This is a genomic window from Kitasatospora herbaricolor (assembly GCF_030813695.1).
Lineage (GTDB): Bacteria > Actinomycetota > Actinomycetes > Streptomycetales > Streptomycetaceae > Kitasatospora > Kitasatospora herbaricolor.
Genome location: NZ_JAUSVA010000002.1, coordinates 3,915,168 through 3,937,239 on the forward strand (window position 1 = coordinate 3,915,168; position 22,072 = coordinate 3,937,239).

Genomic DNA, 22,072 nt, shown 5'->3' on the forward strand with positions numbered 1-22,072 from the left:
TCGGACCAGGCTAACGCGGATGCGTCGCTGGACCAAAACGATAAAGGGGCGGGGCCGAAGCCCCGCCCCTGTACCGAAGCCGTGGGTCAGTTCTTCTGGATCTGGTCGAACGACAGCTCGACCGGGGTCTCGCGGCCGAAGATCTCGACCAGGCCCTTGACCTTCTTCGAGTCCGGGTTGATCTCGTTGATGGTCGCCTGCAGGGTCGCGAACGGGCCGTCGGTGACGGTGACCGAGTCGCCGACCTCGAAGTCGAGCACCTGGACCTCGACCGGCTTGCCGGGAACCGGCCGGCCGGCCTCCTTGGCCGCCTGGCGCTCCACGTCGGGGGCGAGCATCTTGACGACCTCGTCCAGCGTCAGCGGGTACGGGTCGTAGGCGTTGCCGACGAAGCCGGTGACGCCGGGGGTGTTGCGCACGACGCCCCAGGACTCCGGGGTGAGGTCCATCCGGACCAGGACGTAGCCGGGGAGCTTGTTCTGGCGGATCGTCTTGCGGTCGCCGTTCTTGATCTGGACGACCTCCTCCTGCGGCACCTCGGACTGGAAGATGTAGTCCTCGACGTTCAGGGAGACGGAGCGCTGCTCCAGGTTCTGCTTCACGCGGTTCTCGTAACCCGCGTAGGTGTGGATGACGTACCACTCGCCCGGGGCGGTGCGCAGCTTCTCGCGGAACTCGGCGACCGGGTCGACCTCGACCTCGTCCTCGGCGGCGGCCTCCTCGGCGGCCTCCTCGGACTCCTCGTCGCTCTCGTCCTCGGCGGCGGCTTCCTCGGACGCGTCCTCGTCCTCGGCCTCGTCGGACTCCTCGTGCAGCGCGGCGACCTCGGCGGGCTCGTCGGCCTCGGCCTCGTCGAACGCCTCGACCTCGTCCTCGTCACTGTCCACGGCGTCCACGATCTGCTCGGCGGACTCGGAGTCGGCGGCACTGTCAGCCAGCGCAGCCGCGTCCAGCTCGGCGGCGACATCCGCCTCGCGGACGGTCTCGTCGGCGTCGTACAGGGGGGACTCAGACACGGTGGCTGCTTCTTTCCTGGAGATGGTGAAGATGGCGCGCTCCGGGCCGCTCTGGCGCCGCGCTGCTCTCGCGGGCGCCCAGGAAAAACGACTCAGAGACTTCAACAGTACCGAGTCAACGGTAGCGGGCTCGTACGATCGCCGCCGACAGCTCGACCCGGGCCAACGGATCGGCCCGGGTCGGAGTGTGTGTTCGAGGTGCTGAGGTCAGCTCGGTCAGCCGAAGATCCACAGGCTGAGCTTTGCGAAGCCGAAGTCGAGGGAGGCCACCAGGCCCATGATCACGACGACGAAGACGACCACGACGGTGGTGTAGTTGATGAGGTCGCTCCGGCTGGGCCAGACGACCTTGCGCAGCTCCGCGATGATCTGCCGGTAGAAGAGCGCCAGCCGGGCGAAGACGCCCTTCTTGGCACGCTTGCCGGACTTCTTCTCACCGTCGCCCGAGCGCTTGGCACGCTTGCGGTCGCGGCGCGAGAGAGCCTTGTCCTCGCCGTCGACAGGCGTGGTCCCGTCAGCGCCTTCGGCACCCTCGGGGTTGCCGCTCTCAGGCGTTGCGGTGGAGCCCGTGGTCTCCGTCACTCGTCCTCACCTGAATCCGGGTCCTGCCGAGCGTCGCCTGTGCCTTTGGAGCACGAGCGATCCGGCGAAAGCAGTGCTGTATGAGGCCCTCTCCGCATCAAGCCCGCTCGCTCTGCAAGAGCGAACGGGCTCGGTACGGATCAAGCAGCAGGGCAAGAGGGACTTGAACCCCCAACCGCCGGTTTTGGAGACCGGTGCTCTACCAATTGAGCTATTGCCCTACGACGCCTCGCGGCGCCTGCAGTGTCCCCCAACCTACCGCATCCGGGGCCGCTGTATGCACAGGCGGTGGATGCCGCACTTCGGGAGCCATCGAGCAGTGAGTGTACGTGTTCCGGGGCGATTGGTCGAACCTCTCACCCGGAAGCCGTCGGACCGTCACCGATCCGGCCCCCCGCGGGCCCGACACATGCTGGACCGCGCGCGTACGGATGGTGAAACCGCCATGCCCGGTCCGTACCGGTTCTGCGACGATGCAGGCATGAGCGCTTCCACCCCGCAGCCCGACAGTTCCGTCCGCCCCGCCGACCGCCGGGTGTCCGCCCGGATCGGCGCGATCGCCGAGTCCGCCACCCTCGCCGTGGACGCCAAGGCCAAGGCCCTCAAGGCGGCCGGCCGGCCGGTCATCGGCTTCGGCGCCGGCGAGCCGGACTTCCCCACCCCGGACTACATCGTCGAGACGGCCGTCGAGGCCTGCCGCGACCCGAAGAACCACCGCTACACCCCCGCCGGCGGCCTGCCCGAGCTCAAGGCCGCCATCGCCGCCAAGACGCTGCGCGACTCCGGCTACGAGGTGGACGCCTCGCAGGTGCTGGTCACCAACGGCGGCAAGCAGGCCATCTACGAGGCCTTCGCCGCGATCCTCGACCCGGGCGACGAGGTCATCGTGCCTGCCCCGTACTGGACCACCTACCCCGAGTCGATCCAGCTCGCGGGCGGCGTGCCGGTCGAGGTCGTGGCCGACGAGACCACCGGCTACAAGGTCTCGGTCGAGCAGCTGGAGGCCGCGCGCACCGAGAACACCAAGGTCCTGCTGTTCGTCTCGCCCTCCAACCCGACCGGCGCGGTGTACACCCGCGACGAGGTCGAGGCGGTCGGCCGCTGGGCCCTGGAGCACGGCCTCTGGGTGCTCACCGACGAGATCTACGAGCACCTGGTCTACGGCGACGCCGAGTTCGTCTCGCTGCCGGCCCTGCTGCCCGAGCTCGCCGACAAGACCATCGTGGTCAACGGCGTGGCCAAGACGTACGCCATGACCGGCTGGCGGGTCGGCTGGGTGATCGGCCCCAAGGACGTCATCAAGGCCGCGACCAACCTCCAGTCGCACGCCACCTCGAACGTCTCCAACGTGGCCCAGCGCGCCGCCGTCGCCGCCGTCTCCGGCGACCTCTCCGCCGTGCACGAGATGCGGACCGCCTTCGACCGCCGCCGGCAGACCATCGTCCGGCTGCTCAACGAGATCGACGGTGTGGTCTGCCCCGAGCCCGAGGGCGCCTTCTACGCCTACCCGTCGGTGAAGGGCCTGCTCGGCAAGGAGATCCGGGGCAAGCGCCCGCAGACCTCGGCCGAGCTGGCGAGCCTGATCCTGGACGAGGCCGAGGTCGCGGTCGTCCCCGGCGAGGCCTTCGGGACGCCTGGCTACCTGCGCCTGTCCTACGCGCTCGGCGACGCCGACCTCGCCGAGGGCGTCGGCCGCCTGCAGAAGCTGCTCGGCGAGGCCCGCGACTGACCCGTCGCCGGCCCTGCCGAACCGGAGCCGCCCCCGTCACCCCTTCGAGGGATGTGACGGGGGCGGTTCCCGTGCACGGCCCGGATACGGCAGTATCGGTGAATGGAACGCCTGCCTGTACCCCGCGACGTGAGGGACCTGCCGAAGGCCCATCTCCACCTGCACTTCACCGGTTCGATGCGCCCGGCCACCCTGCTGGAACTCGCCGCCAAGCACCGGATGCGACTGCCGGAGGCGCTCAGCTCCGGCGAGCCGCCGCAACTGCGCGCCACCGACGAGCGCGGCTGGTTCCGCTTCCAGCGGCTGTACGACACCGCCCGCTCCGTCCTCCGGGACGAGGAGGACATCCGGCGCCTGGTGCTGGAGACCGCCGAGGACGAGCGGCGCGACGGCTCCCGCTGGCTGGAGATCCAGGTCGACCCGACCTCGTACGCCCCGCTGCTCGGCGGGCTGATCCCGGCCCTGGAACTGATCCTGGACGCCGTCCGGCACGCCTCCGAGGTCACCGGGGTGGGCATCCGGGTGCTGGTCGCGGCCAACCGGATGAAATCGCCGATGGACGCCCGCACCCTGGCCCGGCTGGCCGTCCGGTACGCCGACCAGGGCGTGGTGGGTTTCGGCCTCTCCAACGACGAACGGCGCGGCCTCGCCCGTGATTTCGACCGGGCCTTCGCCATCGCCAGGAACGGCGGACTGCTGGCCGCCCCGCACGGCGGTGAACTGGCCGGCCCGGAATCCGTCCGGGACTGCCTGGACGACCTGGGGGCCGGCCGGATCGGCCACGGCGTCCGGGCCGCGGAGGACCTGCGGCTGATGCAGCGCCTGGCCGACCGGCAGATCACCTGCGAGGTCTGCCCCTCGTCCAACGTCTCGCTCGGCGTCTACGAGCGCCCCGAGGACGTCCCGCTGCGCCGGCTCTTCGACGCGGGGGTGCCGCTGGCGCTCGGCGCCGACGACCCGCTGCTGTTCGGCTCCCGGCTGGCCGCCCAGTACGGGCTGGCCCGGGACGTGCTGGGCTTCAACGACGCCGAGCTGGCCGAGCTGGCCCGGCAGTCGGTTCGGGGCTCGCGCGCGCCGGAGGACGTCCGGAAGGAACTGCTCGCCGACATCGACACCTGGCTGGCGGGCTGAGCCGCCGGCTCCCCCCGCCCGGGGCCCGCCGGGCCCGCAAGGCCGCGCCCTGGGGCCTGCCGTGCTACAGCCGGACGCCCACCATCACCGGCTCGTTGACCAGCTCCACCCCGAAGGCCGCCCGCACGCCGTCCCGGATCTCCCGGGCCAGCGCCAGCAGGTCGCCCGCGGTGGCGGCGCCCCGGTTGGTGAGCGCCAGGGTGTGCTTGGTGGAGAGGGTGGCCGGCCCGGCGCCGTAGCCCTTGCCGAAGCCGGCCTGGTCGATCAGCCAGGCGGCGGAGGTCTTGGTGCACCCGTCCGGCGCCGGGTAGGCGGGCGCGGTGCGACCGTCCAACCTGGCCCGGAAGTCGGCGTACTGGTCGGCCGTCAGGATCGGGTTGGTGAAGAAGGAGCCCGCCGACCAGGTGTCGTGGTCGGCCGCGTCCAGCACCATGCCCTTGCCCGCCCGCAGCCGCAGCACGGCGTCCCGGGCGGCGGCCAGGTCCACCCGCTCGCCGACCTCCACCCCCAGGTGCCTGGCCGTCTCCGCGTACCGCACCGGGGTGGAGAGCCCGCCGTTGTCCTCCAGCTCGAAGCGCACCCGCAGCACCACGTAGCGCTCCGGGTCCGCCTTGAAGCGGCTGTGCCGGTAGGAGAAGCCGCACTCGGCGCCGGTCAGCGTGACGCTCTCGCCGGCCCGGCGGTCGTAGGCGACCACCTCGGTGATGCCGGTGGACACCTCCTGGCCGTACGCGCCGACGTTCTGCACCGGCGTGGCGCCGGCCGAGCCGGGGATGCCGGCCAGGAACTCGATGCCGGCCAGGCCCTTGTCCACCGCCTCGGCCACCGCCTCGGCCCAGACCTCGCCGGCCGCCAGCTCCAGCGCCGTGCCGTCCAGCTCGAAACCGGTGGTGGCGATCCGCAGCACCGTCCCGTCGAAGCCGGCGTCGCCGATCACCAGGTTGCTGCCGCCGCCGATGACCAGCAGCGGCTCACCCGCGGCGTCGGCCTCGCGGACGGCCGAGACCACCTCGGCGTCGGTGGTCGCGGTGACCAGCCGCCGGGCGGGGCCGCCGAGCCGGAGGGTGGTCAGCGGGGCGAGGGGGGCGTCGTGTTGTACCAGCACGCCACCAGCGTACGGGCGGCAGCCGCCCGCCCGCTCCGACGGCGCCCGGCAGCGGCGGCCCCGCCGGCCCGGCCGTGACGGGGATCACCCCGGCCCGGCCGGCCGGCGCCCGAAGAACGCCGGGCCCGGGGCGCGAACGCCCCGGGCCCGGTCCGTCCGGTCGGCCGTCAGGCCAGCTGCACGACCGCGCGGGACATGCCCAGCACCTTCTGGCCGCCGGAGGTCGCCACCAGGTCGACCCGGACCTTGCGGTCCTCCAGCAGCGCCGCGACCTTGGCGGTGACGTCGATCACCGCGCCGGTGCCGTCGTTGGGCACCGGCACCGGGCGGGTGAAGCGCACGCCGTACTCGACCACCGCGCCGGGGTCGCCCAGCCAGTCGGTGACCACCCGGACGGCCTCGGCCATGGTGAACATGCCGTGCGCGATGACGTCGGGCAGGCCGACCTCCAGCGCGAACTTCTCGTTCCAGTGGATCGGGTTGAAGTCGCCGGACGCGCCCGCGTACCGCACCAGCGTGTCGCGGGTCACCGGGAAGGACCGGCCGGGCAGCTCGGTGCCGACCTCGACCTCGTCAAAGCTGATCGCCATCGCGCTACTCCCCCGCCTCGTCGGCGGCCCGGGCCACCAGGGTCATCAAGGACGTGACCACGTGCTCGCCGCTGCCGTCGGACACCTCGCCGCGCACCGTCAGCACGTCGTTGCCGGCCAGCGACTTGATGGCGTCGATGGTCACCACGACCGAGAGCCGGTCGCCGGCCCGCACCGGGCGGGTGTAGGCGAACTTCTGGTCGCCGTGCACCACCCGGGTGAAGTCCAGGCCGAGCTCCGGGTCCTCGACCACCTGGGCGGCGGCCCGGTAGGTGATGACGAAGGGGAAGGTCGGCGGGGCGATCACGTCCGGGTGGCCCAGCGCCTTGGCGGCCTCCGGGTCGGAGTACGCCGGGTTGTCGTCACCGACGGCGGCGGCGAACTCGCGGATCTTCTCGCGGCCGACCTCGTAGGGCTCGGTGGGCGGGTAGGTCCGCCCGATGAAGGCGGGGTCGAGCGGCATGGGCAACTCCTCCGGGGTCCGGTCGATACGAAAAAACTCCGGGCCGCACCCCTGGGAAGGGATGCGGCCCGGAGTCAGAGACCTGAGTCACACAGGCCCGGCGACACCTTACGGGGTCAGCGGGTCTCGCGGTGCGCAGTGTGCGAGTTGCAGCGGGGGCAGTGCTTCTTCATCTCAAGACGGTCCGGGTCGTTACGCCGGTTCTTCTTGGTGATGTAGTTCCGCTCCTTGCACTCCACGCAGGCCAGCGTGATCTTCGGGCGGACATCGGTGGCAGCCACGGGAGTGCCTTCCTTGGACAATGGGTGAGAATACAACAAGAGTAGCCGACCGGGAGTTCGATCTCCCGACCGACTACGCGGGGTAGCGGTGACCGGACTTGAACCGGTGACACAGCGATTATGAGCCGCTTGCTCTACCAACTGAGCTACACCGCCACAGTGACCTTCATGACAGCCGAGGCTGACAATCGTTCACCAGAGCCCCCATGCGGAATCGAACCGCAGACCTTCTCCTTACCATGGAGACGCTCTACCGACTGAGCTATAGGGGCGAACGAGGAAGAGATTACACGGTTCCCGGCCAGAGGTGAAATCCGTATCCGGACCGGAAGATCGCAGGTGGGCGGCTCGCACACCCGACCGATCGACGAGCCGGCGTCCGGACGGCCTACGAAGGCCACGGCCCGACCCGATACGACTTTTGCCCGCCTCCCTGCACCCCGCCCGGTGGCGCCATAGGCTCGAACCCCCAGCGATCTTGCCTGCCACGAAACCCTCCCGGCCCGTCGGCGGGCCCGGGGGAACGCGGGAAGGAGTCTGCCGATGACCGCGGACAGCACACCCGCCGACGGGCCGCAGCAGGGCCACGGCCCGGCCGCCAACCCGCTCGGGCACGGCCCCGTCCTGCTCCTCACCGGAGCCCGGCTCGCGGACGGCCGGGTGGTCGACGTCCGGATCAGCGGCGACCGGATCCAGGCTGTCGGCACCGTCGGCAGCCTCGCCCCGCTGCACGCCCTGCCCGGCGGCCCCACCTCCACCACCGGCGCCCGGATCGACCTGGCCGGCTACCTGCTGCTGCCGGCCCCCGCCGAGGCGCACGCGCACTACGACCTCGCGTTCTCCGCCGCCCTGGCCGCCCCGCCCCCGGAGACCGCCGCCGACCTGACACGCCGGGTCACCGAGGCCGCCCTCACCTCCCTGGGCTACGGCGCCACCGCCCAGCGCACCCACGTCCGGATCGGCGACGTGCACGGCCTGCGCCGCCTGGAGGCCGTGCTCACCGCCCGGCAGTCCCTGCGCGGCCTCGCCGAACTCCAGGCCGTCGCGATGCCCGGGCTGCTCACCGGCCTCGCCGGCGCGGACGGCCGGGCCCAGCTGCGCGACGCCCTCAAGCTCGGCGCCACCGCCGCCGGCGGCTGCCCCGACCTGGACCCCGACCCGGCCGGCTACGTCCAGGTCCTGCTGGAGGCCGCCGGCGAGGCCGACTGCCCGGTCGACCTGCACACCCGGGCCGCCGAGCCGGCCGGGCTGGCCAGGCTCGCCGCGGCGCTCGCCCCGCTGCGCCCGCGCGTCACCCTCGGCCCGTGCGGCGCGCTCGGCCCGGACGGACCGGGCGTGCTGGCACAGGCCGGCATCCGGGTGGTCTGCCTGCCGCAGAACGGCTGCTGCACCGGGGTCCCGGGCCGTCCGAACGGCCTGCGCACCTCCCTGGTGGCCGAGTTGACAAGGGCCGGGGTGCCGGTGGCGGCCGGCAGCGGCTCGCTGCGGGACACCGCCAACCCGGCCGGCCGGGCCGACCCGCTGGAGGCCGCCTACCTGCTGGCCGCCGGCGGCGTGAGCGTGGAGGCCGCGTACGACGCCGTCGCCAACCAGGCCAGGACCGCCCTCGGCCTGCCGCCCGTTCGGGTGGACGCGGGCTTCCCCGCCGAGCTGCTGGCCGTCCGCGGCGACAGCCTCGCGGGCGCGCTCGCCGGCGGCCACAGCCGCCTGGTCGTGCACGCCGGACGGATCGTCAGCCGCACCAGCGCGGTACGGGAGTTCGCCGACACGGTGGCGCTCGCGCTGCCCCGCCAGAGCACTCCGGAGTAGCCCGGACCCGGCGCTCTCGGCGGTACCCCGGACACCCGCGGCGGGCCGGCCGCCGGCGGCTCGCGCGGCGGGGGCGGTCGGTGGCGGACAGCGGCGGATCACGGTGGATCGGGGCGGGCGGACCTGACGTCCCGGCGGGCGCCGGTTGGGAAGACGATCAGCTCGTACGGAGGACCCCCGGCTCGCACCAGGGCACGTCCGGGACTGTCACAGCGGGGAGGCTGACAGGCCTCGCCCGCCCCTGACGAAACACTCTGATGCTATCCATGTGTAATTGCAAGCAGTGCGCAATAGTGTTGTGGAGGCACGTCCGAACACCCATCACCACACGGACTAGGAGCCCCTATCCATGGGCCAGTACACCCTCCCCGACCTCGCCTACGACTACTCCGCCCTTGAGCGCGCGATGACCGGCGAGATCCTGGAACTGCACCACTCCAAGCACCACGCCGCCTACGTGAAGGGCGCCAACGACACCCTGGAGCAGATCGCCGAGGCCCGCGAGAAGGACCAGTTCGGCGGCCTGGTGGGCCTGCAGAAGACCCTCGCCTTCCACCTGTCGGGCCACGTCCTGCACTCGCTCTTCTGGGAGAACCTCTCGCCCGACGGCGGCGACCGCCCCGACGGCGCCCTCGCCGACGCCATCGAGGAGCACCTCGGCGGCTTCGAGGCCTTCAAGAAGCAGCTCACCACCGCCACCGTCGGCGTCCAGGGCTCGGGCTGGGGCATCCTCTCCTGGGAGCCGCTCGGCAAGCGCCTGATCGTCGAGCAGGTCTACGACCACCATGGCAACGTCGGCCAGGGCACCACCCCGCTACTGGCCTTCGACGCCTGGGAGCACGCCTACTACCTGCAGTACAAGAACGTCCGCCCGGACTACGTCACCAAGCTGTGGGACGTCGTCAACTGGAACGACGTCTCCGCCCGCTTCACCGCCGCCCAGGGCTGACCGCCCCACCCGGCCCGCCGCCCCTCGACCCCGTCCGCCCGGACGACCGCCGAGGGGCGGCACCCGGGGCTGCCGGCGGCTCCACCCGGGCATACGAAAGCGGCCCCTGACTTGCGTTTCCGCAGGTCGGGGGCCGTTCCGTTATCCGGTGGCTGGTGCAGGGTTCGAACCTGCGTAGCTTGCGCGACAGATTTACAGTCTGCTCCCTTTGGCCGCTCGGGCAACCAGCCAGGGATGTGTTTCGCGGGGCTTGCCCCGTTCGACTCGGTAAACGATACCTGATGACAGGGGGTGGTCCGCCACTCGATCGGTCACATGATGATCAAGGGCTCCCCCCGGCTGTCGGGGGCGGTGACGGGGCCGCGCTGGATAGGCTGGGGAGGCGGTCTGCCCCCTGGGGCAGGCCCCTGCCAGTGAAGCCAGAGCATCAAGGAGACCAAGACACCATGGCCGACTCCAGTTTCGACATCGTCTCGAAGGTCGAGTGGCAGGAGGTCGACAACGCGATCAACCAGACCTCCCGCGAGATCGCCACCCGCTTCGACTTCAAGAACGTCGGCGGCGAGGTCAAGCGGTCGGGCGAGAAGATCGAGATGAAGGCCAACGGCGAGGAGCGCGTCAAGGCGATCCTGGACGTGCTGAAGGACAAGTTCATCAAGCGGGGCCTGTCCCTGAAGGCGCTGGACGCGGCCGAGCCGCAGCTGTCCGGCAAGGAGTACAAGATCTTCGCGGACGTGAAGGAGGGCATCTCCCAGGACGATGCCAAGAAGGTCGCGAAGATCATCCGGGACGAGGGCCCCAAGGGCGTGAAGGCCCAGGTCCAGGGTGACGAGCTGCGCGTCAGCTCGAAGAGCCGGGACGACCTGCAGACCATCCAGGCCCTGCTGAAGGGCAAGGACCTGGACTTCGCGATCCAGTTCGTGAACTACCGCTGACCCGGCGCCCCGCGCCGCCGCCGAAGAGGGTCCCGATCTCGATCGGGACCCTCTTCGCGCCCCCGGGGCGGAGCTACCGCGTCGCCGTGGTCGCCGCCTCGGCGGCCGTCGCGGCGTCGGCCGGCGCCCTGACCATGGCCGTCAGCTGATCGGGCCTGCTCTGCAGCGCGGGCAGGGCGGCGGGCTGGGAGGAACTGCAGGGCGCCCGTGTCGGGCGCGCCGACGGATCCGAGCACGCCCGCGACCAGGCCGTTGACCAGGCCGAGGACGTCACCGAGGCCGCCGGGTGCGGCGGTGAGGTCGGGCAGGTCGGGCGCCGCCGGCAGCGCGGGGAGCGCCGGGAGGCCGGAGGCGTCGGGGAGTTCGGGCAGGGTGGGCGCACCCGGCACCACCGGCAGGTCCGTGGCCGGCAGCTCGGCGGCCGGCGGATCCACGGCCGGCAGGGCTGCGACGGGTGCGTCGACGGCGGGGGTGTCCTCGGCCGGCGCCACGACGGCGGGCCGGACCGGCATGCGGGGCCCGTCACCGCGGTCAGGGCCGCGAAGGGACCGGGGGCGCTCCGGCGGGGTGGTCGGTCGGGCCGGAAGCGGTGGCGGACGCAGCGGTGACGGTGGTCAGCCCGATGGCTGTGGTCAGCGCGGCGGCCATCCGGATGGCACGCACAGGAAACGCATCCTCTCGGTGTGGGTTCAGGCGATGTGCCTGTTCCACACGTTGAGTCACCGGAGTTGGCCCGGCCGGCCTTCCTGCGCCGAATGATTCACCACCCGGGTGGCGCACCGGGAGCGGCGGGCCTTCGACGGCCGACCGCCTGCCCCGGCACGCCGTGCGGCTTCGACGGGCGCCCCGACTCGCTTGCGAAGGAGCCTGTTTGCCGCTTCGACGGCGGGCGTCAGCCGACCGGTCCGACCTGCGGATCGGCGCCGGCCGCCCGGACCGCCCCGGCCTCGGCGACCGGTACGCCGTACAGCAGGGCGAAGGCGGTGACTTCGACGGCGTCGGGAGCGGTACTTCTTTCCTCGGCGGCGAGTTCGTCGAAGATGGCACCCAACTCCCTTCGCAGGCGCACCATTCGCTCCGGATCGAGCCGCACGGCGAAGTGCGCGACGAACGCGGGCGGGCCGGCCGAGCCGTCGTCCGGCGCGCTGAAGTCGAGCTTGCCGTCCCGGACTTGGATCCGGAAGCCGTCGCGGACCAGGTCGATCGCGGCGAGGACGGCGTCGACCGCCTCGGTCCGGGTCTCGGAGCCGGCCGAGAACATCTCCCGGGACAGCCGCAACGACTCCTGGGCGGCCACGTACCGGCTCTCGACGATGCCGGAGACCAGCCGGGTGCCGGCGACGGCGATCAGTCCGACCGCCTCCAACTGCTTGACGTGCCGGTAGAGCTTGGTCTGCGGCTCACCGAGGGCGGCGGCGAGCTCCTTGACCGTCTGCGGTTCGCCCTCGGCCCGCATCAGGGCGCTGATGATGGCCAGCCGGACGGGATCGGCAAGCGCTTTCAGCGTCGCGACGTCGTCCACCTGGCGTTCTTTGGCTTTGTCGACCACGGGCCCACTGTCGCAGCCCGTCCACCCTTGCGCAATCAATCACCCAGCGGTAATCATTCACTCAAGCGTGAATGCCTTCGCGAACGCAAAGGGGCGGGGAATGACCATGACCGAGGGCGCGCCGTCGGCCGTACAGGACGCGGCGGGGCCACACCCGGCGGTTCAGGACACGGCGGAGCGGAACACAGGGGGACGGGGGGCGGCCGGGCAGGAGTCGGCGCGGCCGGTGCCGTTGCGCCGCAACCTCCGCTTCCAGTTGCTCTGGGGCGGATCGGCCGCCGGCACGCTGGGGCTTCACGTCTCCGACACCGCGTACCCGTTGTTGCTGCTGGCGATGACCGGATCGTCCACGCTGGCCGGTGCGTTCGGGGCGCTCCAGATCGGCGCGTCGGTGCTGTGCGGGGTGCACGGCGGGTCGGTCGCCGACCGGTACGACCGTCGCCGGGTGCTGATCGCGGCGGACTCCGTCCGGCTGCTGGCCGCCCTGAGCGTGCCGCTCGCGATGGCACTGGGCGCCTTCAGCGTCGTGCACGCGCTGCTGGTCGCCGTGGTGATCGGGGCGACGATCGCCTACAGCGGGCCGGTCCGGCTGCTCGCCGTCCGCTCGGTGGTGGCGCCGGAGCAGCTGCGGCAGGCCCTAGCGCAGGACGAGGCGCGGATGAGCGGCGCGGGGTTGGCCGGGCCGCCGCTGGCGGGGCTGCTGCTGGGGGCCGGGCGGGCGGTGCCGTTCCTGGGCGCCGCACTGGCCTCGCTGCTCTCCCTGGCGGCCTCCTGCCTGGTGCGTTTCCCCCGCCGCGCCGAGCCGGCCGCACCGAAGACGCCGTCGGGTACGGCGACGACCGGCACAGCGGCCACCGGCACAGCGGCAGGCGAGGCGGCGGACGAGGCGGCGGCGGGCGAGGCGGCGGCGAAGGAGGGCTCCGGCGCCCTCGCGGGGTTCCGGCACCTGCTCGCGGACCGGACACTGCGGGCGACCCTGACGGTGGTGTTCGGCATCAACCTGGTCGGTTCGGCGGTGGTCCTGCCGGTGATCGTGCTGCTCCGGGAGCGGGGTGTGCCCAGCGGCGGCATCGGGCTGGCGCTGGCCGGCGAGGCGGTGGGGGCGATGGCGGGCGCGCTGCTGGTCTCCCGGCTGCACCGGCTGGCCGGACCGGGCGCGCTGCTGCTGGCCGTGGCCTGGTACGTCGTACCGCTGTTCCTCGCGCCGCTGCTGCCGGGCGGCGCGGTGACGGTCTTCGCTGCGCTGTTCCTGATGGGGCTCGGGGTCCCGGCCCTGCGGGTGATGATCGACATCCTGGTGTTCCAGCAGGTCGCCGAGGAGCTGCGCGGGCGGGTGATCGCGGCCACCATGACGCTGTTCACCGTCGGGATGCCGGCCGGGATGTTCGGCAGCGGTGTCCTGCTCGACCACGTGACCCCGGGCACCGCGCTGACCGTACTGGCCCTGCTGCTCGCTCTCGGCCTGCTGCCGGCGACCTTCGACCGGACCTTGTGCCGCGCCGTCTGGCCCGCCTGACCGGCAACCGACCGCGCCCGACGGCGCCGTCACCAGGCCGTCCGACCCGGCCGGTGAGGTCGGACGGCCCCGGCCGTCCGACCTGACAATCGATCACCCGTGCGGGTGCGCGCGACGTGCGGGCCCGATGGCATCCGGGTGAACTTGGCCTCATGCGGTCCGGACGGACCGCCTCGGAGGAGGCCTGATGAGTTCCATGGACGTGCCGTCGGACGGCCGGGAGAGTCCGACGACGACACGGCGGGCGGGCTCGGCGGGCGTCAGGGCCGTCGTCGCCGCCACGCCGAGGATGTCCTGGCTGACCCTGGCCCTGATGACGACGAGTTCGGTGGCCAGCCTCCGGGCGGCGCCGACCATGGCGGTCTACGGCCTGGCGGCGGTGTTCCTGTACGTCCTGCCGGCGATCGTGTTCCTGATGCCCACCGCGCTGGTGTCGGCGGAGCTGGCCTCCGGCTGGAACGGCGGGGTGTACCGCTGGGTCTCCGAGGGGCTCTCGAAGCCGCTCGGCTTCCTCGCGGTGTGGTGCCAGTTCGCCATGACGATCTTCTACTACCCCAGCCTGCTGGCCTACGTGGCGTCCACCATCGCGTACGTGATCAATCCGAGCCTGGCGAGCAACGGCCCGTACACCGCGATCGTGATCATCGTCCTGTACTGGTCCGGGGTGTGGGTCTCCTCGCGCGGCACCGGCGCGGTGGCGGGGCTCTCCTCCTGGGGCCTGGTGATCGGCACCCTCGTCCCCGGCACGCTGCTGGTGGTGCTCGGCATGGTCTTCCTCGGCCAGGGCAATCCCTCGGCCGCGCCGATGACCGCGAGCAACATCTTTCCCCAGTGGACCGGCCTGGCCAGCCTCGTCCTGATCGTCAACAACTTCCTCAGCTACTCCGGCATGGAGATGAACGCGGTGCACGTCTCCTCGCTGCGCAATCCCGCGCGGGAGTTCCCCCGCTCGATGTTCACGGCGTCCGGGCTGGTGCTGCTGATCTTCATCCTGCCGGCACTGGCGATCAGCTGGGTGGTGCCGTCCAGCCAGCTGAGCCTGACGGCCGGCGTGATGCAGGCCTTCGACTCCTTCTTCCAGTACTTCCACATCGGCTGGCTGACGCCGGTGATCGCGGTCGCACTGGTCGTAGCCTCCCTCGGCGGCATGCTGACCTGGCTGGCCGGGCCGTCCAAGGGCCTGCTGCTGATCTCCCGCCAGGAGGGCTACCTCCCGCCCTTCCTGCAGCGGCTGAACAAGCACGGCATCCAGCAGAACATCCTGGTCACCCAAGGGGTCGTCACCACGGTCATCGCGCTGGCCTACGCGCTGCTGCCGAACGTCTCCAGCGCCTACTGGATCTTCTCGGTGATCACCACCCAGGTGTACCTGATCGTCTACCTGCTGATGTTCCTCGCCGCCATCCGGCTGCGCCGCACCCAGCCGGACCACCCGCGCGGCTACCGGGCCCCCGCCCTGGTCCTGACCTGCGTCACCGGGTTCGTGGCCTCCGCCGCGGCGATGGCGATCGGCTTCGTCCCGTCCTCGCAGTTCGGCAACGGCAGTGTCTGGGTCTACATCGCCATCGTCGGCGGCGGCCTGCTGCTGCTCGGCGTGATCATCCCGTACCTCTTCCTGCGGCTGCGCAAGCCCAGCTGGCGGATGCCCGAGGAGAGCGGCACCGAGGGGGCCGTCGCATGAGCAGCAGCACGAGTGCCGGCCCCGGGCCGGACGCTTCGGACCCGGCCACGGAGGCGCGGGAGCGCACCCGCGGCGGGCTGATGGGCTCCCAGCACCGGTGGATCTACCTCGGCTCCATCGTGGTGCTGGTGGCCATGCTGGTCATCGGCCTGCTGTCGTTCACCCAGGTCCACGCCACGAACGAGGCCTATCGCAAGGCCTCGCAGCTGTCCGACGCGCTGCAGGCGGCCGGCTACCCGGTGCCCTCACAGGACCAGATCGTCCGCACGCTGGGCACCGACGGCGGGGCCGTCTGCTCGGACCCGGCGGACGCCCTGGTCCAGGCGCAGTGGAAGTACGGCATGTCCAACGGCGCGGCCGGTCCGGGCCAGCGGCCGGTGCTGTCGGACCGCCAGGTGGTGCAGGGCGAGGCCATCGTGCTCTCGGTCTACTGCCCGGACAAGCTGGCGGACATCCAGGACAAGATCGACGACTTCGACCTCCGCGACACCGTCCGGGACTGACCCGCGCCGCACAACACGTCCCGCGCCCCGCACGCCACCGGACCGACCGGACCGACCGGACCAGAGGAGTACCCATGACCGACGCACTGGCACGGCGTATCGACGAGCTGATGCCCCGGGCGAAGAGCGACCTGGCCCGGCTGGTGGCGATCCCGTCCGTCGCCGACCCCCGGCAGTACCCGCCCGAGCGCTGCCGGGAGGCCGCCGAGTGGGTCGCCGCGGCCTTCACCGAGGCGGGCCTGCAGGACGTCCATCTGGAGGAGACGCCCGACGGCAGCCACGCCGTGATCGGGCACCGGCCGCCGCCGCCCGGCGCGCCGACCGTCCTGCTGTACTGCCACTACGACGTGCAGCCGCCGCTCGACGACGCCGCCTGGACCTCCCCGCCGTTCGAGCTGACCGAGCGGGACGGCCGCTGGTACGGGCGCGGCACGGCGGACTGCAAGGGCAACATCGTCATGCACCTCACCGCCCTGCGGGCGCTCGGCGACGACATCCCGGTGGGCCTGAAGCTGGTCGCCGAGGGGTCGGAGGAGCAGGGCACCGGCGGGCTGGAGGAGTACGTCCCGCCGCACGCCGGGGAGCTGCACGCGGACGCGCTGCTGGTCTGCGACACCGGCAACGCCGCCGTCGGCGTGCCGACGGCCACCATCACCCTGCGCGGCCTGGCCAACGTGGTGGTCACCGTGCGGGCGCTGGAGGGGGACGTGCACTCCGGGATGTTCGGCGGCCCGGCGCCCGACGCCCTGGCCGCGCTGGTGCGGATCCTCGACTCGCTGCGCGACGAGCACGGCGGCACCCGGATCGACGGCCTGGACTGGCCAGGGCACCTGGGCCGGCGTCGGCTACGACGAGGCGCAGTTCCGCACCGACGCCGGGGTGCTCGACGGCGTCTCGCTGACCGGTACCGGCGCGGTCGCGGACCGGCTCTGGGCCCGGCCCGCGGTGACCGTGCTCGGCATCGACTGCCCGCCGGTGGTCGGCTCGGCCGCGGCCGTTCCCGGCACCGCCCGGGCCCGGGTCAGCCTGCGGGTGCCGCCGGGCACCGATCCGGTGACGGCCCGGGACGCGCTGACCGCGCACCTGACGGCCGCCGCGCCATGGGGTGTCCGGGTGGAGGTGGAGAACGAGAGCACCGGCTCGCCGTTCGAGGCCGCCACCGGCGGGCCGGCCTACGGCGCGCTCGACTCGGCGATGCGGGAGGTCTACGGCAAGCCGATGGCCTTCCTCGGACAGGGCGGCTCGATCCCGCTGTGCAACGTCTTCGCCCGCACCTACCCCTCGGCGGAGATCATTCTGATGGGCGTGGAGGAACCGCGCTGCCTCATCCACGCACCCAACGAGAGCGTCGACCCGGAGGAGATCCGCCACATGGCGCACGTCGAAGCCCTGTTCCTGCGGAACTACGCGAAGGCCGGCCGGTCGTGACGGGCCCCCAGGAGGGCGGAACGCCCGCACCCCGGCCGTTCACCCAGGAGGACTACCGGGCGCGGATGGACCGCGCCACCGGCGACGCCACCGCCGCCGGGCTCGCCGGCCTGGTCATCGCCCCCGGCCCGGACCTGGAGTACCTCTGCGGCTACCGGCCCACCGCGATCACCGAGCGGCTCACCGCGCTGGTCCTCACCACCGGCCGGGAGCCGGCGCTGGTGGTGCCCAAGCTTGAGCGGCCGGACGCCGAGAAGGCCCCCGGCGTGCCCGGGCTGCGGCTGGTCGACTGGTCGGACGGCGAGGACCCGTACGCGAGCGCCGTCCCGCTGCTGGACGCGGGCGGGCGGTACGGCGTCTCCGACGCGGCCTGGGCGATGCACCTGCTCGGCCTGCAGTCCGCCCTGCCGCGCACCGGATGGACCTCGCTGACGGCCGCGCTGCCGATGCTGCGGGCCGTCAAGGACACCGACGAGCTGGAGCGGCTGGCCGCCGCCGGGGGCGCCGCCGACGCCGCGTACCGGCGGATCCTGGAGGTGGAGTTCGCCGGGCGGCGGGAGAGCGACGTCGCCGCCGACCTCAGCGCGCTGCTCATCCACTACGGTCACAGCCAGGTCGACTTCACGGTGGTCGGCTCCGGCCCGAACGGCGCCGACCCGCACCACGAGGCCGACGACCGGGTCATCCGTACGGGTGACACCGTGGTGCTCGACTTCGGCGGGCTCAAGGACGGCTACGGCTCCGACACCACCCGTACGGTGTACGTCGGCACCGAGGTGCCGGCCGAGGTGCAGGAGGTCCACGACGTGGTGCGGCGGGCCCAGCAGCTGGCCTTCGAGGCGGTGCGGCCGGGCGTGGAGTGCCAGGAGATCGACCGGGTGGCCCGGCGGGTGATCACCGAGGCCGGGTACGGGGAGTACTTCATCCACCGCACCGGCCACGGCATCGGGATCACCACCCACGAGCCGCCGTACATGGTCGAGGGCGAACGACAGCGGCTGGTGCCGGGCATGTGCTTCTCGATCGAACCGGGGATCTATCTCCCGGGCCGTTTCGGCGTCCGGATCGAGGACATCGTCACCGTCACCGACCGGGCCGGGCGCCGGTTCAACAACACTCCGCACGAACTGCAGTGCGTCAGCTGACCGCTAGCTGGGTGACATGACCGGCGATCCCAAGAATTCTCCAAGATTCCGTTGCTAGCTTCACCCCGTATGACCGACTTGCTCCGCCCCGCGCCGCCCGACAAGAAGACCGACAGGGCACTGCGCGCCCGGCGGGGCGCCGCCCGGCTGCGTCTGCTGGCCTGGCCGGTCTACTTCGGTGTGCTGGCCTGGTACGTGGACGAGAACGGGCTGCCGTACGCCAACGACGTGGTGTTCTGCTGTCTGATCGGCGCGCTGGTCGCGGCCTCCGTGCACAGCGGCCGCGGCCTGCGCGGGTCCCTGCTGGTGCTGCGCGACTGGGTGCCGGTGATGGCCGTGGTCTGGGTCTACTCGCTGCTGCGCGGGTACGGCGCGCACACGCCGTGGCCGGTGCGCTTCGAGCCGCAGCTGAGCATCGACACCTTCCTCGGCGGCGGGGAGACCTGGACGGTCCGGCTGCAGGAGTGGCTGTACCACCCGGGGCGGCCGCGCTGGTACGACTACGCCGGCGTCGCGGTCTACATGTCGCACTTCTTCGTGATCTTCGTGACCCTCGCGGTGCTCTGGCGGCGCGACCACGGCCGGTTCCGGCAGCTGCTGGCGGGCTACGTGCTGCTCACCTACGTCGGGTTCGCGACCTACATCCTCTACCCGGCCGACCCGCCGTGGCTGACCTCCCTGCAGGGCCACATGCCGGCCGTCACCCGGGTGGTGCAGGACCTGCTGAACTCCAGCGGGATGCCCAGGGCCGGGTCGATCTTCGAGAACGGCAGCCAGTTCGCCAACGACGTCGCGGCGATGCCCTCGCTGCACGCCGCCTACCCGATGCTGCTCGCGGTGTTCTTCTGGCGCACGGCGAACCGGCCGGCCCGGGTGCTGCTGGCCGCCTACCCGCCGGCGATGGCCTTCGTCCTGGTCTACGGCGCCGAGCACTTCATCATCGACATCCTGGTCGGCTGGGCCTACGCCGCCGGGGTCTGGTACGCGCTCGACCGCTTCCTGCGGGCCCGGCGCACCAGGCGGGAGCGGCGCGCCGGGGAGCCGACCCTGGCATGAGCCGCGGGCCGGGCGGCCCCGGGGCTCGGGCGGGCGCCCCGGCTTCGGCACCGGCCGGGACGGGTTCGGCCGGGACGGGTTCGGCCGGGTCCAGATGCGTCGGGGCGAACATCCGCAGCAGCGCGGGCGGCAACCGGCGAGTCGTCCGGCAGGGCCCGGCGGACGGCGGCCAGCAGCCCCCGCTCCAGGTCCAGCCCCTGGGCGGTCCAGCGGCAGCTGGCCGAGCTGGCCGGCCGCACCACCGCCAGGACCCGGCCGGACGGCCGGGGGCGGCCGCAGCCGCCGACCGCCGCCGCCGAGCACCACGCCGGCACCTTCCTCACCGTGCACAGCCTCCCCGGCGGCGACCTGGCGAGCGGCCCGCTCGCGGTCGGCGTCGCCGCCACCGCGCCGCCCACCGTGGTGCACCGCTCGGTGACCGGCGTGGCCACCGTCCTCCTCTCGCTGCTCACCAGCCCCCGGCACGCCCTGGGCGCCGACAGCACCGGCTCGGGCGCACTGGTGCGGCTGCTGCTCGTGGCCACCCCCGCCGAGGTGGCCCCGGCCCTGCTGCCGGACGGCGCCCCGCCCGCCGGGTCCTGGGTGGTGGTGCACGGCCGGCGCACCCGTCCGGGCCCCGGCACCGGCGCCCGCACCGGCGGCGAGTCCGTCCAGCTCGCCGCCCTCGGCACCGCGCTCGGCACGCCCTACCTGGACCTGGACGGCGACGGGCTGCGCGCCCTGGTCCCGGGCGGGCGGCCGCCCGAGGCGGGCTCCGCCGCCCGGCTCGGCTGGAGCCTCGGCCTCAGCGCCGCCGTGCCCACCGCGGACCTGGCGATCGCCGACACCCAGGCCCGGCGGGCCCTGCGCCGCGCCCTGGCCACCGGCGAGGCGGTGGTGCACCACCGCACCGAGGAGCGGAGCGTGCACGGCCTGGTCACCGGCGCCGACGCGACGGCGCCGGCCGGGCAGCGCTTCGCCCCGCTGGACGCGGCGGGCGCGCCCGGCCCGGCCGTCCTGCTGGAGACGCTGCGCGCCTGGCTGTCACTGCACGGCAGCTGGGACCGCACCGCGACCGCCCTGCAGCTGCACCGCAACACCGTCCGGCAGCGGATCGCCCGGGTGGCGGAACTGCTCGACGTCGACCTGCAGTACCCGGACGTCCGGATGGAGCTCTGGTTCGCGCTGCACTGGCTGCCGGGCGAGCGGCCGGCCGGCGACCGGGGCTGAGACCCGCCCGGCCGCGCCGGGGCGCCGGCGCGGAGATGTCCGCCCGGGCGCGATCGGCGAGGATGGGAGGACCCGCTGCGGGAGGTGCCGATGCGTCCGATCCGGGCCCGGGGCGAGGCCCTCGGCGAGTACCTGCGAGGCGCCCTGTGGGTCCTGCCGCTGGCCGCGGTGGCGCTGGCCCTGGTCGCGGGCGGCACGCTCTCGCGGGTACGGGTGCCGGACTCCTCGCCGCTGCACTCGCTGGCCTTCGCCGGCACCGCCGCCGACGCCCGGGACGTCCTGACCGCGATCAGCGCCACCATGGTGACGGTGATCGCGCTGGTGCTCGGACTGACCATCGTCGCGCTGCAGGTCGCCTCCACCCAGTTCTCGCCCCGGCTGCTGCGCAACTTCCTGCGCGACCGCCCCAACCAGGTGGTGCTGGCCGTCTTCGTCGCCACCTTCGCCTACAGCACCGCCGGGCTCTACACCGTCGGCGCCACCGAGGCGGCGGACGAGGACTTCCCCCGGATCGCGGTCACCGGCGCGATCGTGCTGGTCTTCGTCAGCCTCGGCATGCTCGTCTACTTCGTGCACCACGTGGCGCACTCGATCCGGATCGACACCGTGATGAACACCGTGGCGCGCAACACCGTCCGGGGGCTGCCCACCCCCGCCGCCACGGCCGCCGCCCAGGACGGCTCGGGCCCGGACCCGCCGCCCGGCGCCGACCTGTTCCACTCGCCGCACTCCGGCTACCTGCAGACCTTCCACCCGCAGCGGCTGCTGGCGGAGGCGCTGCGCCAGGACGCGGTGGTCGCCGTGACAGCCCGGATCGGCGACCACGTGGTGGCGGGGGTGGAGCCGCTGGCGCTGGCCTGGTCCCGTACCGGCGGCCCGGTCGCGGACCGGGCCGGGCTGGCCCGCGCGCTGCACCGGGCGGTGACCGTCGGCCCGGAGCGCACCCTCCAGCAGGACACCGCCTTCGGTATGCGCCAGCTCGTCGACATCGGCCTGCGGACCCTGTCGCCCGCGATCAACGACCCGTACAGCGCCGTCCAGGTGCTCGACCGGCTCTCCACCGTGCTCTGCCCGCTCGGTGCCCATCCGCTCGGCGACGAGGTGTTCAGCGACGAGGACGGGCGACTGCGGGTGAGCGCCGCCGGCCCCCGGTACGCCGAGTACCTCGACCTCGCCTGCGGCCAGATCCGCCGGTACGGCTGCGCCGAGCCGGCCGTCTGCCTGGCCCTGCTGCGGCTGCTCGGCGACGCCGCCGCCACCGTGACCGACCCGGCCCGGCGGGCCGCCGTCGCCGGGCAGGCCCGGTTGGTGCTGCTGGACGCGCAGGCCCGGATCCAGCAGCCCGCGGACCTGCTGCCGGTGCGTGAACTCGCCGCCCGACTCGGCCTGCCCTGA

20 protein-coding genes, 4 tRNA genes and 1 pseudogene are annotated in these 22,072 nt (G+C 72.9%); 13 read left to right on the top strand and 12 right to left on the bottom strand.

Annotation, left to right across the window (positions count from 1 at the left end):
• Positions 1-86 precede the first annotated feature (86 nt).
• The 3 genes from nusG to J2S46_RS17405 all read right to left on the bottom strand — a co-directional run bounded on the left by nusG (position 87) and on the right by J2S46_RS17405 (position 1,819).
• Positions 87-1,016 (bottom strand): transcription termination/antitermination protein NusG, encoded by a 930-nt coding sequence (gene nusG / locus J2S46_RS17395; protein WP_191289630.1) that lies wholly within the window; start codon positions 1,014-1,016, stop codon positions 87-89.
• A gap of 216 nt (positions 1,017-1,232) precedes the next feature.
• Complete coding sequence (gene secE, locus J2S46_RS17400; RefSeq protein WP_190210904.1) at positions 1,233-1,598, bottom strand: preprotein translocase subunit SecE; 366 nt, start codon at positions 1,596-1,598, stop codon at positions 1,233-1,235.
• Between the two features lie 148 nt (positions 1,599-1,746).
• Positions 1,747-1,819: transfer RNA gene (locus tag J2S46_RS17405), tRNA-Trp, on the bottom strand.
• Positions 1,820-2,079: 260 nt separating this feature from the next.
• On the opposite strand from J2S46_RS17405, the gene J2S46_RS17410 reads away from it, so the two are divergent.
• Together J2S46_RS17410 and J2S46_RS17415 are read left to right on the top strand one after the other, a co-directional pair.
• Positions 2,080-3,327, top strand: coding sequence for a pyridoxal phosphate-dependent aminotransferase (locus J2S46_RS17410; RefSeq protein WP_190210905.1), 1,248 nt, complete (start codon positions 2,080-2,082; stop codon positions 3,325-3,327).
• A 102-nt stretch (positions 3,328-3,429) separates the two neighbouring features.
• Positions 3,430-4,458 carry an adenosine deaminase gene (locus J2S46_RS17415; RefSeq protein ID WP_191289629.1) on the top strand — a complete coding sequence of 343 codons (1,029 nt, stop codon included), beginning with the start codon at positions 3,430-3,432 and terminating at the stop codon, positions 4,456-4,458.
• 64 nt (positions 4,459-4,522) lie between these two features.
• On the opposite strand, the gene J2S46_RS17420 is transcribed toward J2S46_RS17415, so the two are convergent.
• The 6 genes from J2S46_RS17420 to J2S46_RS17445 form a co-directional block, all read right to left on the bottom strand.
• On the bottom strand, positions 4,523-5,563 hold the full coding sequence (locus tag J2S46_RS17420) for a UDP-N-acetylmuramate dehydrogenase (protein WP_191289628.1): 1,041 nt from the start codon (positions 5,561-5,563) through the stop codon (positions 4,523-4,525).
• Positions 5,564-5,730: 167 nt separating this feature from the next.
• Positions 5,731-6,153 (bottom strand): MaoC family dehydratase, encoded by a 423-nt coding sequence (locus J2S46_RS17425; protein ID WP_073924356.1) that lies wholly within the window; start codon positions 6,151-6,153, stop codon positions 5,731-5,733.
• Between the two features lie 4 nt (positions 6,154-6,157).
• Positions 6,158-6,616: a MaoC family dehydratase N-terminal domain-containing protein gene (locus J2S46_RS17430; protein WP_073924357.1), complete on the bottom strand. Its 459-nt coding sequence runs from the start codon at positions 6,614-6,616 to the stop codon at positions 6,158-6,160.
• A gap of 116 nt (positions 6,617-6,732) precedes the next feature.
• Entirely contained in the window at positions 6,733-6,897 is a 165-nt protein-coding gene (rpmG, locus tag J2S46_RS17435) for a 50S ribosomal protein L33 (RefSeq protein ID WP_006604855.1), read from the bottom strand.
• 83 nt (positions 6,898-6,980) lie between these two features.
• A tRNA-Met gene (locus J2S46_RS17440) sits at positions 6,981-7,053 on the bottom strand.
• A gap of 43 nt (positions 7,054-7,096) precedes the next feature.
• A tRNA-Thr gene (locus J2S46_RS17445) sits at positions 7,097-7,169 on the bottom strand.
• Between the two features lie 271 nt (positions 7,170-7,440).
• On the opposite strand from J2S46_RS17445, the gene J2S46_RS17450 reads away from it, so the two are divergent.
• Positions 7,441-8,706, top strand: a complete 1,266-nt coding sequence (locus J2S46_RS17450; protein ID WP_191289627.1) for an amidohydrolase family protein — start codon at positions 7,441-7,443, stop codon at positions 8,704-8,706.
• Positions 8,707-9,055: 349 nt separating this feature from the next.
• Positions 9,056-9,655: a superoxide dismutase gene (locus tag J2S46_RS17455; RefSeq protein ID WP_191289626.1), complete on the top strand. Its 600-nt coding sequence runs from the start codon at positions 9,056-9,058 to the stop codon at positions 9,653-9,655.
• 149 nt (positions 9,656-9,804) lie between these two features.
• Here J2S46_RS17455 and J2S46_RS17460 read toward each other — a convergent pair.
• Positions 9,805-9,885 (bottom strand) — tRNA-Tyr (locus J2S46_RS17460).
• 216 nt (positions 9,886-10,101) lie between these two features.
• Between J2S46_RS17460 and J2S46_RS17465 the strand changes: the two genes are divergently transcribed.
• Positions 10,102-10,590: a YajQ family cyclic di-GMP-binding protein gene (locus J2S46_RS17465; protein WP_073924363.1), complete on the top strand. Its 489-nt coding sequence runs from the start codon at positions 10,102-10,104 to the stop codon at positions 10,588-10,590.
• Here J2S46_RS17465 and J2S46_RS17470 read toward each other — a convergent pair.
• Both J2S46_RS17470 and J2S46_RS17475 read right to left on the bottom strand, forming a co-directional pair.
• Positions 10,581-11,102 (bottom strand): hypothetical protein, encoded by a 522-nt coding sequence (locus J2S46_RS17470; RefSeq protein ID WP_191289625.1) that lies wholly within the window; start codon positions 11,100-11,102, stop codon positions 10,581-10,583. The genes J2S46_RS17465 and J2S46_RS17470 overlap by 10 nt on opposite strands.
• Before the next feature lie 380 nt (positions 11,103-11,482).
• Entirely contained in the window at positions 11,483-12,139 is a 657-nt protein-coding gene (locus J2S46_RS17475; protein ID WP_229912636.1) for an ArsR/SmtB family transcription factor, read from the bottom strand.
• Between the two features lie 226 nt (positions 12,140-12,365).
• Between J2S46_RS17475 and J2S46_RS17480 the strand changes: the two genes are divergently transcribed.
• The 8 genes and pseudogenes from J2S46_RS17480 (at position 12,366) to J2S46_RS17515 (ending at position 22,072) form a co-directional block, all read left to right on the top strand.
• Positions 12,366-13,655: an MFS transporter gene (locus J2S46_RS17480; RefSeq protein ID WP_229912635.1), complete on the top strand. Its 1,290-nt coding sequence runs from the start codon at positions 12,366-12,368 to the stop codon at positions 13,653-13,655.
• A gap of 289 nt (positions 13,656-13,944) precedes the next feature.
• Positions 13,945-15,336, top strand: a complete 1,392-nt coding sequence (gene gadC, locus J2S46_RS17485; protein ID WP_370882316.1) for a glutamate/gamma-aminobutyrate antiporter GadC — start codon at positions 13,945-13,947, stop codon at positions 15,334-15,336.
• Positions 15,333-15,839, top strand: a complete 507-nt coding sequence (locus J2S46_RS17490; protein ID WP_229912634.1) for a hypothetical protein — start codon at positions 15,333-15,335, stop codon at positions 15,837-15,839. The genes gadC and J2S46_RS17490 overlap by 4 nt, the downstream gene beginning before the upstream one ends.
• 74 nt (positions 15,840-15,913) lie before the next feature.
• Positions 15,914-17,267: pseudogene (locus tag J2S46_RS17495) on the top strand (dipeptidase).
• A 65-nt stretch (positions 17,268-17,332) separates the two neighbouring features.
• Positions 17,333-18,412, top strand: coding sequence for an aminopeptidase P family protein (locus J2S46_RS17500; RefSeq protein WP_191289773.1), 1,080 nt, complete (start codon positions 17,333-17,335; stop codon positions 18,410-18,412).
• A 69-nt stretch (positions 18,413-18,481) separates the two neighbouring features.
• A complete protein-coding gene (locus J2S46_RS17505) occupies positions 18,482-19,468 on the top strand; it encodes a phosphatase PAP2 family protein (protein WP_191289621.1) in 987 nt (328 codons plus the stop codon).
• Between the two features lie 324 nt (positions 19,469-19,792).
• Positions 19,793-20,677, top strand: coding sequence for a PucR family transcriptional regulator (locus J2S46_RS17510; protein ID WP_229912633.1), 885 nt, complete (start codon positions 19,793-19,795; stop codon positions 20,675-20,677).
• Between the two features lie 90 nt (positions 20,678-20,767).
• Positions 20,768-22,072, top strand: a complete 1,305-nt coding sequence (locus J2S46_RS17515; protein ID WP_191289620.1) for a DUF2254 domain-containing protein — start codon at positions 20,768-20,770, stop codon at positions 22,070-22,072.

What these genes read in the sequence shown, in the direction of transcription:
- J2S46_RS17410 (WP_190210905.1), top strand. Translation starts at nt 2,080, where the DNA reads ATGAGCGCTTCCACCCCGCAGCCCGACAGTTCCGTCCGCCCCGCCGAC.
- J2S46_RS17515 (WP_191289620.1), top strand. Translation starts at nt 20,768, where the DNA reads ATGCGTCCGATCCGGGCCCGGGGCGAGGCCCTCGGCGAGTACCTGCGA.
- J2S46_RS17465 (WP_073924363.1), top strand. Translation starts at nt 10,102, where the DNA reads ATGGCCGACTCCAGTTTCGACATCGTCTCGAAGGTCGAGTGGCAGGAG.
- J2S46_RS17455 (WP_191289626.1), top strand. Translation starts at nt 9,056, where the DNA reads ATGGGCCAGTACACCCTCCCCGACCTCGCCTACGACTACTCCGCCCTT.
- J2S46_RS17415 (WP_191289629.1), top strand. Translation starts at nt 3,430, where the DNA reads ATGGAACGCCTGCCTGTACCCCGCGACGTGAGGGACCTGCCGAAGGCC.
- J2S46_RS17470 (WP_191289625.1), bottom strand. Translation starts at nt 11,102, where the DNA reads ATGCCGGTCCGGCCCGCCGTCGTGGCGCCGGCCGAGGACACCCCCGCC.
- J2S46_RS17425 (WP_073924356.1), bottom strand. Translation starts at nt 6,153, where the DNA reads ATGGCGATCAGCTTTGACGAGGTCGAGGTCGGCACCGAGCTGCCCGGC.
- J2S46_RS17490 (WP_229912634.1), top strand. Translation starts at nt 15,333, where the DNA reads ATGAGCAGCAGCACGAGTGCCGGCCCCGGGCCGGACGCTTCGGACCCG.
- gadC (WP_370882316.1), top strand. Translation starts at nt 13,945, where the DNA reads ATGTCCTGGCTGACCCTGGCCCTGATGACGACGAGTTCGGTGGCCAGC.
- J2S46_RS17430 (WP_073924357.1), bottom strand. Translation starts at nt 6,616, where the DNA reads ATGCCGCTCGACCCCGCCTTCATCGGGCGGACCTACCCGCCCACCGAG.
- J2S46_RS17450 (WP_191289627.1), top strand. Translation starts at nt 7,441, where the DNA reads ATGACCGCGGACAGCACACCCGCCGACGGGCCGCAGCAGGGCCACGGC.
- J2S46_RS17500 (WP_191289773.1), top strand. Translation starts at nt 17,333, where the DNA reads ATGGACCGCGCCACCGGCGACGCCACCGCCGCCGGGCTCGCCGGCCTG.
- J2S46_RS17505 (WP_191289621.1), top strand. Translation starts at nt 18,482, where the DNA reads ATGACCGACTTGCTCCGCCCCGCGCCGCCCGACAAGAAGACCGACAGG.